The organism is Stenotrophomonas sp. YJH_SMC_64 (genome assembly GCF_059371375.1).
The window spans coordinates 96,218-110,457 of record NZ_JCAFUN010000011.1; the positions used below are offsets into that span (position 1 = coordinate 96,218).

Genomic DNA, 14,240 nt, shown 5'->3' on the forward strand with positions numbered 1-14,240 from the left:
CAGACACAAGGATGATGCCCATGAAACTGCACCTGGCCTCGATGGCCGCACTGATGTTTGCCGTGGGAGCTCTCTCCACGCCGTCCCAGGCCACCGCCGGCGGTGGTGGCGGTGGTCCGGAGAACACGAACTGCGTCCGGGTCAAGATGGGGCCCTATTACCACCAACGTTGCGAAGTGACGTACTTCGACGAGGACGGCACTCCCTACATCCGGGTGTACTGGATTGACCAGAATGGCCAGTGGTACCTGCCTGCCGACTGAGCATCCATGACCCCCTGATCGCGCCCGCGCGATCCGCCGGGCGGCGCCTTCACCGCCCGCCCGGCACCTGCATCCGCCCGTCCCGGCATACCGCTGCCCCCACCTTCCATGGCATGCTTCATGAAACCGTTTTCATGGAATGGAGGGATTCCACGATGTTGTCGCGTTTCCGTCGCCCCGCGCTGTGTGCGCTGCTGGCGCTTGCGCTGCCTGCCGCCGCCTGGGCTGCTGCACCGGCGCCACTCAAAGTGATGTCGTTCAACGTACGCACCCCGGCCGATACCGAACCGGGCAAGCGCTGGCCCGACCGCCGCGATGCCATGGTCAAGGTCATCCTCGATGCGCACCCGGCAGTGATCGGCACCCAGGAACTGGTGAAGGAGCAGGCCGACTACCTGTCCGAACACCTGCCCGGCTACCGCTGGTTCGGCGAAGGCCGCCGTGGTGGCAGCGGTGACGAACACATGGGCGTGTTCTACGACAGCAAGGTGCTGGCCATCGAGGAGTCCGGCAACTTCTGGTTGTCCGATACACCCGACGCACCCGGCAGCATCACCTGGGGCAACCTGTACCCGCGCATGGTCACCTGGGCCCTGTTCCGCCGCCTGGACGATGGCCGTCGTTTCTATTTCATGAATACCCACCTGCCCTACCGCGACGAGGATGAACCGCGCCGGGTGAAGGGTGCCGAGCTGATCGGCAAGCGCGTGGAAGCCCTGCCGGCCGATCTGCCGGTGGTCCTGACGGGTGACTTCAACAGCGAGCCCGGTGGTGACACCTACAAGGCATTCACCCGCCTGCTGCAGGACACCCGTACCCAGGTGAAGGTTCCGCAGGGGCCACGCCTGACCTTCCACGATTTCACCGGCAAGGCCACCGTGCAGCTGGACTGGGTGCTGGTGCGTGGCTTCCATGCACGCAGCTTCCTGACCGATGACCGTCGCATCGACGGCGTGCTGCCGTCGGATCATTTCCCGCTGGTGGTCGAGCTGGACTGGCCGAAGCACTGAACCTGTACGGCAGCCGCAGCTACGGCGGCGGCCGTCGCGACATCAGCCGGTACAGCGCCTGATGCTGGTTGCGTGCCTGGCAGATGCGGGCACCGACCGCCAGAAACACGGAGATGCCGATCAGGCCCAGCCCCAGCATCTGGTCCGGCAGGCGCATGAAGCCGATCGCAGCCGCCATGGTAGCCAACACCATCAGCACTACGACCGCTACCGACAGCCCTGCGCCAGGCGGTCCCGGATCACCAAACAGCATGCGCTGGGTATCACGTTTGTCGTCGCTCATCGCCTTCCCTCCTGGAATCTGCCCCACTAGTTACACCGCAGGCCCCGGTTCTGGCAGAGTCAGAAACGTCATGACTGTGACAACGTCCACAGCACGCGACGCGCTACCCTCCCTCCATTCCCGATCTGCGGAGGACGTCATGGCGCACCAGAGCCGTCTGGCCGGATTCATCATCGACTGCCAGGACACGCCCGCTGACGAAGGCGCACGCTTCTGGGCGGCCGCACTCGGCCTGCAGGCGCAGCCATCGTATGGCGAAGATGGCGCCGAGTACGCCGACCTGCAGGGCGCACCCGCAGGCCTGAACGTGGAAGTGCAACGTGTCGCTCACCCCTCACGGGTGCACCTGGACATCGAGAGCGACGACATCGATGCCGAGGCAGATCGACTGGAAAAACTCGGCGCGCGCCGGATCGGCTTCGTCAAACGCTGGTGGGTGATGGAAGCACCCACCGGCCATCGCTTCTGCATCGTGCGCATGCGCGAGCGCGACACACCGGCCAATCATTGGCCCTGACAGAAGAAAGGGACGGAAGCCACTGCTTCCGTCCCTTGCGGTTACTGCACCTGCGCCACGCTGGGTTGCTGCGGCGATTGCCCCCAGCCACCCAGCGCCTTGTACACGCCCACCACGCTGACATTGACCTCGGACTCAGCCGCCGCCAACGCATCGTCGGCCGCCAGCTGCGTGCGCTGCGCATCCAGCAGGGTCAGGAAGTCTTCCGAGCCCTCGCGGTAGCGGATCTGCGCCAGCGACTCAGCCCGGCGTGCCGCCTGCGCCTGCTCGACCACGATCGCCAGCCGCGCCTGCTGCTTGGAATAGCGGGTCAGCGCGTTCTCGGTGTCTTCCAGCGCCAGCAGCACGGCCTGCTCATACTGCGCAGCCACACCCTCGGCCTCAGCCTTGCTGGCACGCAGGCGTGCACGCACGGTGCCGAAGTCGAACGCGGCCCAGCTCAGCGACGGCGTCAGCGACCAGGCCTTGTTGTTGCCATTGACCAGGCCACTGGCGTCGCCGCCAAGGAAGCCGACGAAACCGGACAGTGACAGCCGCGGGAACAGGTCCGCAGTGGCCACGCCCACCCGCGCGGTGGCAGCGGCCAGGCGACGCTCGGCCACGCGCACGTCGGCGCGTTGGCGCAGCAGCTCGCGGGTATCGCCCAGCGGCAGCGCCTTGGCAAATGCCGGCACGTCGTGCGGCGCAAGCATGGCGGTCAGCGTTTCCGGACGCTGGCCCAGCAGAACCGCCAGGCGATTGCGCGACTGCGTTTCGGCCACTTCCAGCAGCGGGATATCGGCCTCGATCGCCTTCAGCCGGGCGCGACTGCTCTGCACGTCCAGCTCGCTGCCGGCGCCCAGCTCCCAGCGCGCCTCGGTCAGCTTCTGCGTATCGCGCAGGTTGACCAGGGTGTGCTGGGCCACCGCGATGCGCTTCTGCGTACCGCGCAGCTCGAAGTAGTTGCGTGCCACTTCGGCGGCGACCAGTACCTGCGCATCGGCCAGGTTGGCCTGCTCGGCGTCCAGGTCGGCGCGCGCGGCTTCTGCTGCACGGCGCTTGCGGCCGAACAGATCCAGCTCCCAGCCGGCATCGAAGCCGAGCTGGTAGCTTTCACTGAACACCCGCTGCCCACCCAGCTGCGGATCGGGTTGCTTGCGGCGGTCGTAGCTGCCGCCCGCGGTGATGTGCGGGGCCTGGTCGAAGCGGCTTTCGACGAACACCGCACGGGCCTGGCTGACGCGGGCCACGGCCACGCGCAGGTCCAGGTTATCCGACAGTGCACCGTGCACCAGTTCTTCCAGCACCGGATCATCGAACTGCGCCCACCAGCTGGCCACCGGCGAGGTAGTGCTGAACACAGGCTGCTGCGCCCCCTGCAGCACCACCGGTTCCTGCACCGGCGCCTTGTAGTTCGGGCCGACGCTGACACAGCCCGCCAGCACCAGGCTGGAGACGGCCATCGCCAACGTGCGGATCACCATGGCAGCACCTCACCCAGGTAGGTGAAGCTGCCGCTGGCACCGGATTCACCGATGAGTGCCATTTCCACGCTGGAGCGTGCACCTTCACTGATTTCGATCTCGCCGTTGCCGCCGTTCATGTCGGTCTTGACGTAACCCGGATGCACGGTATTGACCTTGATCGGCGTGTTGCGCAGTTCGTAGGCCAGACTCAGGGTCCAGCTGTTCACCGCGGCCTTGGAGGCGTTGTACGCCGGAATCTTGAAGTCATAGATGCCCGAGGAGGGATCCGCGTGCAGGGTCTGCGAGCCGAGCATGCTGGACACATTGACGATGCGGCCGGACTTGGCCTGCTTGACCAGCGGCAGGAAGGCCTGGGTGACCGCCACCAGCGCATACACGTTGGTGTCGAAGGTGCGCTTCCAGGTCTCGAGCGATTGCTCCGACGGCGCCTGCGCGGGATTCTCGATCATGATGCCGGCATTGTTGACCAGGATGTCGAGGCGGCCATGGCGCTGGCGTACCTGCTCGACCGCTTCGGCGATGCTGGCCGCGTCGGTCACGTCCAGTTGCAGGGCTTCGACCGGCAGGCCTTCAGCCTGGAGCTTCAGCGCCAGCTCAACGGCGGTCTCACGCTTGCGACCGGCCAGCAGCGTGTGCACGCCCGCCTGGGCCAGCTGGCGCACGGTTTCCAGGCCGATGCCACGGGTGGCGCCGGTGACCAGCGCGATCTTGTTCTGATGGGTATTCATGGATGCATGCCTTGTGAGGGGGAAGCCGCCGCCGGCCATTGACCGGCGGCGACGGGGTTCCATGTCAGTGGTGGATGGTCGGCTCGCCGTGCTGCACCAGCTGGCCACCACCGTTGCGGGTGACGAACTTGCGCAGGGCCACGTAGAACACCGGGGTGAGGAACAGGCCGAACAGGGTCACGCCCAGCATGCCGGCGAACACGGTGATACCGGTCACCGAGCGCACCTCGGCACCTGCACCGTGCGACAGCACCAGCGGCACGGTGCCGGCGATGAACGCGATAGAGGTCATCACGATCGGGCGCAGGCGCAGGCGGCAGGCTTCCAGCGCAGCTTCAACGATTCCCTTGCCGCCCATCTCCAGTTCTCTGGCGAACTCGACGATCAGGATCGCGTTCTTGCACGCCAGGCCCATCAGCACCACCAGGCCGACCTGCACGAACACGTTGTTGTCACCGCCGGTCAGCCAGACGCCGAACAGCGCGGACAGCAGGGTCATCGGCACGATCAGGATCACCGCCAGCGGCAGCGACCAGCTCTCGTACAGCGCGGCCAGCACCAGGAAGGCCAGCATGATCGCCACCGGGAACACGATGAAGGCGGCCTTGCCCTGGGTCGCCTGCTGGTAGCTCAGGTCGGTCCATTCGGTGGTCATGCCCACCGGCAGCACCTTGCCGGCGATCTCGGTCAGCTTGGTCATCGCCTCGGCCGAGGACAGCAGGCGCGGGTCGGCTTCACCGGCCAGGTCCGCTGCCGGGTAGCCATTGAAGCGCAGCACCGGGTCCGGGCCGAAGGTCTGCTTGATGGTGACCATCGAACCGATCGGCACCATCTCGCCGCGGTCGTTGCGGGTACGCAGCTTGCCGATGTCCTCGACCGTCTCGCGGAACGGACCGTCTGCCTGGGCGATCACCTGCCAGGTACGGCCGAACTGGTTGAAGTCGTTGACGTAGGCCGAACCCAGGTAGGTCTGCAGGGTGTCGAACAGTTCGGTGAGCTGCACGCCCTGTGCCTTGGCCTTGACGCGGTCGACCTCGGCATCCAGCTGCGGCACGTTGGCCTGGTAGCTGGAAATCGGGAAGGCCATGCCCGGCGTCTGCGCCACGGTGCCCTGCATCGCCTGCACCGCATTCTGCAGCGCGCCGTAGCCCAGGTTGCCGCGGTCCTCGATGAACATCTGGTAGCCGTTGCCGTTGCCCAGGCCGAGGATCGGCGGCGGCATCATCGCGAAGGCGAAGCCTTCCTGCAGGCCGGCGATCTTCTGGTTGATCTCGGCATTGATCTGCGCAGCGGTACGGCCATGACGCTCGGCGAAGGGCTTGAGCGGAATGAACGCCACACCGGTATTGGGCGTATTGGTGAACTGCAGCGCGTTCAAACCCGGGAACGAGATGGTGTGAGCCACGCCATCGGTTTCCTGGGCGATCTTGGCCACCTTGCGCAGCATTTCATCGGTACGCGCGATCGACGAACCTTCCGGCAGCTTCACGCCGGCGATCAGGTACAGCTTGTCCTGGGTCGGGATGAAGCCCGGCGGCACCAGCTTGAAGATCACGCCGGTACCGACCAGCAGGATCGCGTAGACCACGAACACCGCGCCACGTCGGCCGAGGATGCGGGCCACGCCACGCTCGTACTTCTCCGAGCTGGACTTGAAGAAGCGGTTGAACGGGCGGAACACCCAGCCGAACAGGCGGTCGATCAGGCGGCTCGGGCCATCCTTCGGTGCGCCGTGGGCCTTCAGCAGGCGCGCGGCCAGGGCCGGCGACAGGGTCAGCGAGTTGATCGCCGAGATCACCGTGGAGATGGCGATGGTGACCGCGAACTGCTTGTAGAACTGGCCGGTGACACCGGACAGGAACGCCATCGGCACGAACACGGCACACAGCACCAGCGCGATCGCCACGATCGGGCCGGACACTTCGCGCATGGCCTGGTGGGCCGCGGCGGTGGGCGACAGGCCTTCCTCGATGTTGCGCTCGACGTTCTCCACCACCACAATCGCGTCGTCGACCACGATGCCGATCGCCAGCACCAGGCCGAACAGGCTCAGCGTATTGATCGAGAAGCCCAGCAGGTACAGCGCGGCGAAGGTACCCACCACCGACACCGGCACCGCGATCAACGGGATGATCGAGGCACGCCAGGTCTGCAGGAACAGGATCACCACCAGCACCACCAGCGCGATCGCTTCCAGCAGCGTGGAGACCACGGCCTTGATCGAGTCGCGCACGAAGATGGTGGTGTCATACACCGCTTCGTACTTCACGTCGGCCGGCATGGTCTTCTGCATCTCGTCCATCGTCGAGATGACCTGGTCACGGATTTCCAGCGCGTTCGCACCCGGCGACTGGAAGATGCCGATACCGACCGCGTTCTTGCCGTCCAGCTGCGAGCGCAGGGTGTAGTCACCCGCACCCAGTTCCAGGCGGGCCACGTCGGACAGGCGTACGATCTCGCCATCGGTGCCGCTCTTGAGCACGATGTCGCCGAATTCCTTTTCGGTCTTCAGCCGGCCCTGGGCATTGATCAGGGTCAGGAACTTGCTGTCCGGCAGCGGTTCGGCGCCGAGCTGGCCGGCCGACACCTGCACGTTCTGCTCGCGCATGGCGCGCACCACGTCGCTGGCGGTCAGGCCGCGCGAAGCCACCTTGTCCGGATCCAGCCAGGCGCGCATGGCGTAGTCGCCACCACCGAAGATCTGCGCATCACCGACGCCCGGAATGCGCGCCAGTGCATCCTTGACGTGCAGGCGGGCGTAGTTGCGCAGGTACAGGGTGTCGTACTTGCCTTGCGGGGAGGTCAGGTGCACCACCATCAGGAAGGTCGGCGACTGCTTCTGCGTGGTCACGCCCTGCCGGCGCACGTCCTCGGGCAGGCGCGCCTGCGCCTGCGCCACGCGGTTCTGCACCTTCACCGCCGCTGCGTCCGGGTCGGTGCCCGGGCGGAAGGTGACGGTCATCTGCAGCACGCCGTCGGAACCGGCGACCGACTTCAGGTACATCATGCCTTCGACGCCGTTGATGGCTTCTTCAAGCGGCGTGGCGACGGTCTCGGCGATGACCTTGGGGTTGGCGCCCGGATAGACCGTGCGCACGACCACCGACGGCGGCACCACTTCCGGGTACTCGCTGATCGGCAGGATTGGAATCGTGATCAGGCCTGCGGCAAAGATCACGATCGACAGCACCGCCGCGAAGATCGGCCTGTCGATGAAGAAACGGGAAAAGTCCATGGAGGAATTCCTGGGAAAGGCATTCGGCGGGCAACAGCCACCCTGCCCCTCGCCGAAATGACGAAGGCAGGGAAGGCTGCCGCTGGCGCCGGCAGCTAAGCGGGGACGCGGATCAGTGCTTCAGGGCGGCGGTGGCATCGCGGCCCGGTGCCGGCGCCGGCTGTGGCTGCATCGCCACCGCCTTGGCCTGCACCGGCATGCCCGGCATGAAGACCTTCTGCACGCCGTCGATGATCACCTTGTCGCCCGCGGCCAGGCCGTGTTCGACAATGCGCAGGCCATCAGCGGTGCGACCAAGCTGGATGTCGCGGCGCTGGGCCTTGCCATCCTTGTCGACCACGTAGACATACTTGCGGTCCTGGTCGGTCAGCACGGCCTTGTCATCGATCAGCAGCGCCTGGAACTGGCCGCTGCCGAGCAGCTGCACGCGGGCGAACAGGCCCGGCGTGAACTGGCGGTCGGCGTTGTCCAGCAGTGCGCGGACGCGGATGGTGCCGGTGCTGCGGGCGACCTGGTTGTCGAGGAAGTCGACCTTGCCCGAGTGCGGGTAGCCCTCTTCGCCGGACAGGCCAACCTTCACCGGCAGTTCGCTGTCACGCTCGCTCGGGCGCTCGCCCTTGCGTGCCATCTGGGCGTAGCGCAGGAAGGTGCTTTCGTCGGCATCGAAGTAGACAAAGACGGTATCCAGCGAGACCAGCGTGGTCAGCACGCTGGCACTGTCGCCGGCGGTGACCAGGTTGCCGGCGGTGACCATCGCGCGACCGGCACGGCCGTCGATCGGTGCACGCACCTTGGTGAACTCCAGGTTGAGCCGGGCCGCGTCCAGCGCAGCCTGCGCGGCCTGCACGGCGGCACCGGACTGGTCGGCGGCCGCGCGACGCTGTTCGGCGGTCTCGGTGGAGATCGCCTGCTGCTCGGACAGTCGCTTGGCACGCTCGGACTCGCTGCGGGCCAGCGTGGCCTGGGTGCGGGCGCGGGCCAGCTCGGCAGCCGCTCGATCGTACTCGGCCTGGTAGCTGCGCGCGTCGATGGTGAAGAGCACTTCGCCCTTCTTCACTTCCTGGCCTTCGACGTAGTTGACCTTGTCGATGTAGCCGGACACGCGCGGGCGCAGTTCAACGCTCTGCACCGCTTCGACGCGGCCGCTGAATTCGTCCCACTGGCTGACCTGCTTGACCAGTACCGGCGCGGCGCTGACCTGCGGCGGCGGCGGTGCACCGGCTTCTTCGGCGTGGCCGCCGCTGCAGGCCGCAAGCACGGCTGCGGCGAGGATCGACACGCCGACCATCGCAATGCGATGGCCGAAACGATGTGGGGTGGTATTGGGGGAAGTCATGGCATGCATCCGTACGGAGGGGTGGTACAGCTATACGAGAACGTGTTGCAAAAATCGGCGGCGTATCCTGCGACCTCAACCATGGTCGAGGTCAAGCGACGCCTGCGGTATCGCGCCACAAAGGGGGAACTTCCAGGTGCAGCAGGCCGCGCGGCAGTTCGGCATCGCTGCTGTCACAGCGGACGATGGCACGGTTGTCGCGGCAACCATCCAGCAGCGACACAACGCGACGACCCACCAACAGCGAGCTGGGCCACTCGATGCAGGCATTGGCCGCATTGGCCGGGGTGCACACCGGGCTGCAGACTTCCAGCATCTGCGCGCGCACGCCCAGCGCCTGCGCTTCCTGGTGCACGACCTGCGCGTACATGCGCAGCGCGGCGGTGGTGATCGAGGTCTCGCCGTAGCCCGCCCATGGTTTGGCGTTGGCCGGGCTGCCGATCATCACGTAGCGGCGCGCATGCACGTTGTCCTGCAGCAGCGGCAGCAGGTGACGCACCGCGTGCACGTGCGGCATCAGATCGGCCTGCATCGCGCCCATCAGTTCGTCACCGTTGCGGTCGACCACGCGACCGCGGCGGTACGGTCCACCCATTGCGGCGATCACCGCCGCCAACGGGCGCGGGCGCTGCGCGATGCGTTCGGCCAGCGCGCGCGCCGATCCGTCGTCGCTGAGCGACCCCAGCAGCGTCTCCAGGCCCGGCTCGTCAGCGAACTGCTCGTGCAGCGCCGCCAGCCGGCCCGGATCGCGGCCGACAACCAGTACCGGGCTGCCGGCCTCCAGCAGCGCGCCAACCACACCCTGGCCGACGGCACCGGTGCCGCCCAGGACCAGGACTTCAGGCGTCAGCATCCCATTCACGGGACATTTCCTCCCAAATCCGGGATAGTCCCGATTCGGCGCAGGCGGTCACCCTTGTGAGGGGCCAGGCGGATGGCACCGCCACGCTGCTGACGCATGGGCGCGGTAAACTCACGAAAGTCCTTGTGTACCAAGGAACTCGGACGGGCTTCGACGGTCATCGCCAGGTCCAGGGTGTTCTGGCCGGCGTTCCGGAGTCGGGCAAGAATGTTGCGCAGGCTCATGGCGGACGGGCTCCAATTAACGAATGGCGCCACGATAGACCTCAAACCTTTACTTGATTAGTCCTGATTAAGGGGAATAATCATCCCGCTCCCGGTCCAATCGTTCTGTCACGATTGTCCCATCCCCGACGTCCAGGATCCCCGACCATGTCCCACGATCTCAACGAGACGCTGATCTTCGTCAAAGTGGTCGAGCAAGGCAGCTTCATTGCCGCTGCCAAATCGCTCGGCCTGCCCAAGACCACGGTCAGCCGCAAAGTGCAGGAGCTGGAAACGCGCCTGGGCGCGCGCCTGCTGCACCGGACCACGCGCCGCCTCGGCCTGACCGAAGCCGGTTCGATCTACCACGAACATTGCCAGCGCATCGCGCGCGAACTGGAAGAGGCCGAGAGCGCGGTGAGCCAGCTGCAGTCCGGCCCGCGCGGCTGGCTGCGCTTCACCGTGCCCTATTCGATCGGCATCACGTGGATCGCCCCGCTGCTGGGCCAGTTCCATGCGCAGTATCCGGAGATCCGCCTGGACATGCACATGGGCAACGAAAAGCTGGACCTGATTGCCGGCGAAGCAGATCTGGCGCTGCGCGTGGGTGCCCTGCCCGATTCCAACCTGGTCGCGCGCAAGCTGGGCAGCCTGCGCACGCAGGTATTCGCCAGCCCGGCCTACATCGAGCGCTACGGCGAGCCGCTGCATCCGGAAGAGCTGCAGTTCCATCGCATCCTGGCGATGCGCAAGCCGTACCACACCGGAAATTCGCCGCGCTTCACCTGGCAGCTGGGCGAGAACGGCGGCGAGCTGCGTGACTTCCCGGTCACCCCGCTGATGACCGCCAACGACATGTCTGCGTTGAATGGTGCATTGGTCTGTGGCGAAGGCCTGCTGCTGACCGGCGACGTGATGGCCAAGCCGTTCGTTGAATCAGGCATGGTGCGCCGCGTGCTGGCCGGCTGGACCGGCCCGGAAGTGGACTTCAACGCCGTGTTCGCAGGCGGCCGCCTGGTTTCGCCGAAGGTGCGTGCGTTCGTCGACTTCCTGGTCGAAAAGCTCAACTTCGACGCCAATTACATGCTGGCGCAGTGCCCGGGTGCGAAGCTGGCGCAGCAGCAGAAGGAAAAGGAAGACGCCGCTCTGGAAAGCAGCGGCAAGCGGATCCTGGAGAAGGTGGCCGCTTCTGCGGCGTAGCCTGCAACAAGAGCGCCTACCCATCTCCTGGTAGTTGCCGACCTTGGTCGGCATGGCTTACAGAGGGGTGCGCTATCGGCGTGCCGAGCAACGCTCGGCACCCACAAAAATGCCGCCTGCAAGGGCGGCATTTTCGTTCCGGCCGATGGCCGGACCGGCTCAAGCAGTAACGCTACGCGTTATTGCTTGAGCGGAATCACCCGGATCTCGACGCGGCGGTTCTTGGCGCGGCCGGCGTCGGTGCTGTTGTCGGCAATCGGGTACGACTTGCCGGCGCCCAGCGTTTCGATGCGCACGCTCTGCACGCCCTGGCCGATCAGGTACTGCGCGACCGAGTCGGCACGTTCCTTCGACAGGCGGTTGTTGACCGCATCGCTGCCGATGCTGTCGGTGTGGCCGACCACTTCGATCATGGTCTGGTTGTAGTCACGCAGGGTGCCTGCCACGCCATTGAGCGCGCCGTAGAACTGCGGCTTCAGGGTCGACTTGCCGAAGTCGAAAGTGATGCCGTCCGGCAGGTTCAGCATGATGTTGTCGCCCTGGCGCTGCACATCGATGCCGGTGTTGGCAGTGCGCTCGCGCAGTGCGCGTTCCTGGCGATCCTGGTACTGGCCGACGGCGGCGCCGCTGAGCGCACCGATACCGGCGCCGATCAGGGCATGCTGGCGGCGCTCGGTGGCGCTGTCGCCGGTCAGCAGGCCGGCTGCCACGCCGATGGCGGTACCGATCAGGGCGTTGCGCCCGGTGCGGTTCTGCTGCTCGGTGGGGTTGCCGTACTGGTCACTCTGTACGTAGGAGCCGCCGGTGGCGCAGGCCGACAGGACGGCCGCGCTCATCAGGGCCAGTGCGACGTTGCGGGTGGTGTTGCGGATCATGAGGTTCTCCTTGGTTTCCGGTTGGCCGGCGGCCTGCGGGCGCAAAGAGAATAAACAGCACGATGCGATGCCGGAATGATGATCGGGCACCGCGACAGGCCCACGTTCAGCTAACTGACCGGATCGCTCAGGTCGCCCTTTACCCTGCCCCCGACTGACGGTAAGCCGCCAACGCGGCGTCGCGGCCGGCGGCCAGATCCACCAGCGGCGTGCGTGGATAGTCCGGGGCGTGTGCCGCCAGCAGCAACGGATGCTGCCAGGGCGCGAATCGTGCCTTCACCGGCAGTGCGGCCAGCTCGGGCACCCAGCGGCTGATGTAGCGGGCCTGCGGGTCGAACTTCTCGGCCTGGGTGACCGGATTGAACACGCGGAAGTACGGCGCAGCATCGGCGCCGGTTCCCGCCACCCACTGCCAGCCCATCGTGTTGTTGGCCAGGTCGGCATCGACCAGGGTGTCCCAGAACCATCGCGCGCCATGCAGCCAGTGCGCACGCAGATGCTTGCACAGGTAGCTGGCGACGATCATCCGCACCCGGTTGTGCATGTAGCCGGTGTGCCACAGCTCGCGAAGCCCGGCATCGACGATCGGCACGCCGGTGTTGCCGCGCTGCCAGGCGTGCAGCTGCGCCTCACTGGGCGTTGCCCATGGGAAGCGATCGAAACGCGGGTTGAGGTTGTCGGTGGGCGTCTTCGGGAAGTGATGCAGCAGGTGGTAGGCGAAGTCACGCCAGCCCAGCTGGCGCAGGTAGCCGTCGATGTCGGCGTCGGCGCCGGCGCTACGCAGCCCTTCCAGCGCATGGGCAATCCGCCAGGGTGCGATTTCGCCGAAATGCAGGTGCGGCGACAGCCGCGAGGTCCCGACACGGTCCGGCAGGTCACGCTGCTCGCGATACCCGCGCAGGGCACCGTCTTCAAAGACGGACAGTGCTTCCAGCGCACCGGCTTCGCCCGGCTGCCAGTGCTCCCAGAAGCCGGTATCCCAGTCCAGCGTCGGCGCCAGCTGGAGATCATCCAATGCCAGGCTGTCGACCGCGTGCGGCGCCAGTGCTTCCGGTGCGGCCTGCAGTGCCGGCAGGCGCCAATGACTGAGTACATTGCGCCAGTACGGCGTAAATACCTTGTACGGCTGGCCCTGCTGGGTGGCGATGTCCCAAGGCTCGAACAACAGGCTGCCATTGCAGCTCTGCGCGTCGATGCCCTGCTCGCGCAGCATGCGCTTGATGGTGGCGTCGCGTGGCTGGGTGGCCGGTTCGTACTTGCGGTTCCAGTACACCGCCTCGGCGCCGGTCTGCGCGATCAGCAACTGCAGGGCCGGCAGGCTGTCACCACTGCGCAGCACCAGCGAGGAACCGCGCGTGCGCAGGTCCGCATCCAGCGCGGCCAGTGAACGGTGGCGCCACGCATCGGAGGCGGCACCCGGCGCCCACTCACCTTCTTCGTGCGGCGCATGGATGTAGACCGGCACCACGTCGTGGCCGGCATCCAGCGCGGCCTGCAGGGCCGGATTGTCCTGCAGCCGCAGATCACGGCGGAACCATACCAACGCTACCGACACAGGTACTGCCTTCGTTGTGGAAGGCGCACATGATAGCCAGCGGTGGTGAAGGGGATGCGCGCAGACGCCGTCTGCTAGGCTGCACGGCCGCTACCCGTTGGACTCTGACATGGATGATCTGCACGCCTCATTCGCCCGCTTCGGGCCGCTGCATGCGCAGCACGAGCGTGACTGGCAGGGCCCGTTCCCGCTGCCCACGGCACTGGCGTCGTTCTACGCGCAGGTCGGGCCGCTGGGCGAAGAGATCAATGCCAGGGTTGGCCGCGCCGGCATCACCGTTCCCGGCCTTGATGTCTGGATACCGCCACTGCAGCGCCTGTGGAGCCAGCAGGCCGGCTATCGATGGCATGGCGTCAGCGGCGAACGGATCAACGACTGGCCATCGAACTGGCTGGTGATTGCCGATCGCGGCGCTGATCCGTTCATCCTCGACCTGGACGACGGCCGTGTGCTGTTCAGCCATCACGGCGCCGGCCTGCTGGATGCCGGCGAGATCACTGCCGATGTGCCGACCTTGATGGCGGCTCTGGCTGCTGCAGGCACGGTGTACCTCGATGCCGGCGATGACCTCTACAACGACGATGACGATGGCGGCATCCGTCCTGAACACCAGGAGGCAGCCGTACAGGCGGTGGCCCGGGTACTGGGCGACCGCCTGCAGGCCGAGTCGTTCATCGAGACGTTGCTGGACTGAATCCAGCCATGGC

The 14,240-nt window shown here is 66.3% G+C and carries 14 protein-coding genes; 5 read left to right on the plus strand and 9 right to left on the minus strand.

Going from position 1 to position 14,240, the window contains the following annotated elements:
- Positions 1-20: 20 nt before the first annotated feature.
- Together AC5P9L_RS13340 and AC5P9L_RS13345 are read left to right on the plus strand one after the other, a co-directional pair.
- On the plus strand, positions 21-263 hold the full coding sequence (locus AC5P9L_RS13340; protein ID WP_005409117.1) for a hypothetical protein: 243 nt from the start codon (positions 21-23) through the stop codon (positions 261-263).
- A gap of 155 nt (positions 264-418) precedes the next feature.
- Positions 419-1,273: an endonuclease/exonuclease/phosphatase family protein gene (locus tag AC5P9L_RS13345; protein ID WP_099526956.1), complete on the plus strand. Its 855-nt coding sequence runs from the start codon at positions 419-421 to the stop codon at positions 1,271-1,273.
- A 19-nt stretch (positions 1,274-1,292) separates the two neighbouring features.
- Here the strand turns inward: AC5P9L_RS13345 and AC5P9L_RS13350 are convergent, their stop codons facing one another.
- The gene (locus tag AC5P9L_RS13350; protein WP_005412996.1) at positions 1,293-1,556 is read right to left on the minus strand and encodes a hypothetical protein; all 264 of its coding nucleotides are present in this window, start codon (positions 1,554-1,556) and stop codon (positions 1,293-1,295) included.
- Positions 1,557-1,695: 139 nt separating this feature from the next.
- Between AC5P9L_RS13350 and AC5P9L_RS13355 the strand changes: the two genes are divergently transcribed.
- Positions 1,696-2,073, plus strand: coding sequence for a VOC family protein (locus AC5P9L_RS13355; protein ID WP_005409114.1), 378 nt, complete (start codon positions 1,696-1,698; stop codon positions 2,071-2,073).
- 41 nt (positions 2,074-2,114) lie between these two features.
- Here AC5P9L_RS13355 and AC5P9L_RS13360 read toward each other — a convergent pair whose 3' ends face one another.
- The 6 genes from AC5P9L_RS13360 to AC5P9L_RS13385 all read right to left on the minus strand — a co-directional run bounded on the left by AC5P9L_RS13360 (position 2,115) and on the right by AC5P9L_RS13385 (position 9,924).
- Positions 2,115-3,536 carry an efflux transporter outer membrane subunit gene (locus AC5P9L_RS13360; protein WP_043035475.1) on the minus strand — a complete coding sequence of 474 codons (1,422 nt, stop codon included), beginning with the start codon at positions 3,534-3,536 and terminating at the stop codon, positions 2,115-2,117.
- On the minus strand, positions 3,530-4,267 hold the full coding sequence (locus AC5P9L_RS13365) for an SDR family oxidoreductase (protein WP_005409112.1): 738 nt from the start codon (positions 4,265-4,267) through the stop codon (positions 3,530-3,532). Before AC5P9L_RS13365 ends, AC5P9L_RS13360 begins: the two co-directional genes overlap by 7 nt.
- A gap of 64 nt (positions 4,268-4,331) precedes the next feature.
- Positions 4,332-7,502 (minus strand): efflux RND transporter permease subunit, encoded by a 3,171-nt coding sequence (locus AC5P9L_RS13370; protein ID WP_005409111.1) that lies wholly within the window; start codon positions 7,500-7,502, stop codon positions 4,332-4,334.
- A gap of 112 nt (positions 7,503-7,614) precedes the next feature.
- Positions 7,615-8,838, minus strand: coding sequence for an efflux RND transporter periplasmic adaptor subunit (locus AC5P9L_RS13375; RefSeq protein WP_005409110.1), 1,224 nt, complete (start codon positions 8,836-8,838; stop codon positions 7,615-7,617).
- A 91-nt stretch (positions 8,839-8,929) separates the two neighbouring features.
- Complete coding sequence (locus AC5P9L_RS13380; protein ID WP_005409109.1) at positions 8,930-9,700, minus strand: SDR family NAD(P)-dependent oxidoreductase; 771 nt, start codon at positions 9,698-9,700, stop codon at positions 8,930-8,932.
- On the minus strand, positions 9,697-9,924 hold the full coding sequence (locus tag AC5P9L_RS13385; RefSeq protein ID WP_005409108.1) for a hypothetical protein: 228 nt from the start codon (positions 9,922-9,924) through the stop codon (positions 9,697-9,699). Before AC5P9L_RS13385 ends, AC5P9L_RS13380 begins: the two co-directional genes overlap by 4 nt.
- A 147-nt stretch (positions 9,925-10,071) precedes the next feature.
- Here AC5P9L_RS13385 and AC5P9L_RS13390 point away from each other — a divergent pair, with 147 nt between their 5' ends.
- Positions 10,072-11,103 (plus strand): LysR family transcriptional regulator, encoded by a 1,032-nt coding sequence (locus tag AC5P9L_RS13390; protein ID WP_005409107.1) that lies wholly within the window; start codon positions 10,072-10,074, stop codon positions 11,101-11,103.
- Positions 11,104-11,282: 179 nt separating this feature from the next.
- On the opposite strand, the gene AC5P9L_RS13395 is transcribed toward AC5P9L_RS13390, so the two are convergent.
- Together AC5P9L_RS13395 and AC5P9L_RS13400 are read right to left on the minus strand one after the other, a co-directional pair.
- Positions 11,283-11,978 (minus strand): YiaD family glycine zipper/OmpA-like lipoprotein, encoded by a 696-nt coding sequence (locus AC5P9L_RS13395; protein ID WP_005409106.1) that lies wholly within the window; start codon positions 11,976-11,978, stop codon positions 11,283-11,285.
- A gap of 139 nt (positions 11,979-12,117) precedes the next feature.
- Entirely contained in the window at positions 12,118-13,533 is a 1,416-nt protein-coding gene (locus AC5P9L_RS13400; protein WP_062606082.1) for a cryptochrome/photolyase family protein, read from the minus strand.
- Positions 13,534-13,642: 109 nt separating this feature from the next.
- Between AC5P9L_RS13400 and AC5P9L_RS13405 the strand changes: the two genes are divergently transcribed.
- Positions 13,643-14,227, plus strand: coding sequence for a hypothetical protein (locus AC5P9L_RS13405; RefSeq protein ID WP_076739255.1), 585 nt, complete (start codon positions 13,643-13,645; stop codon positions 14,225-14,227).
- Positions 14,228-14,240 lie beyond the last annotated feature (13 nt).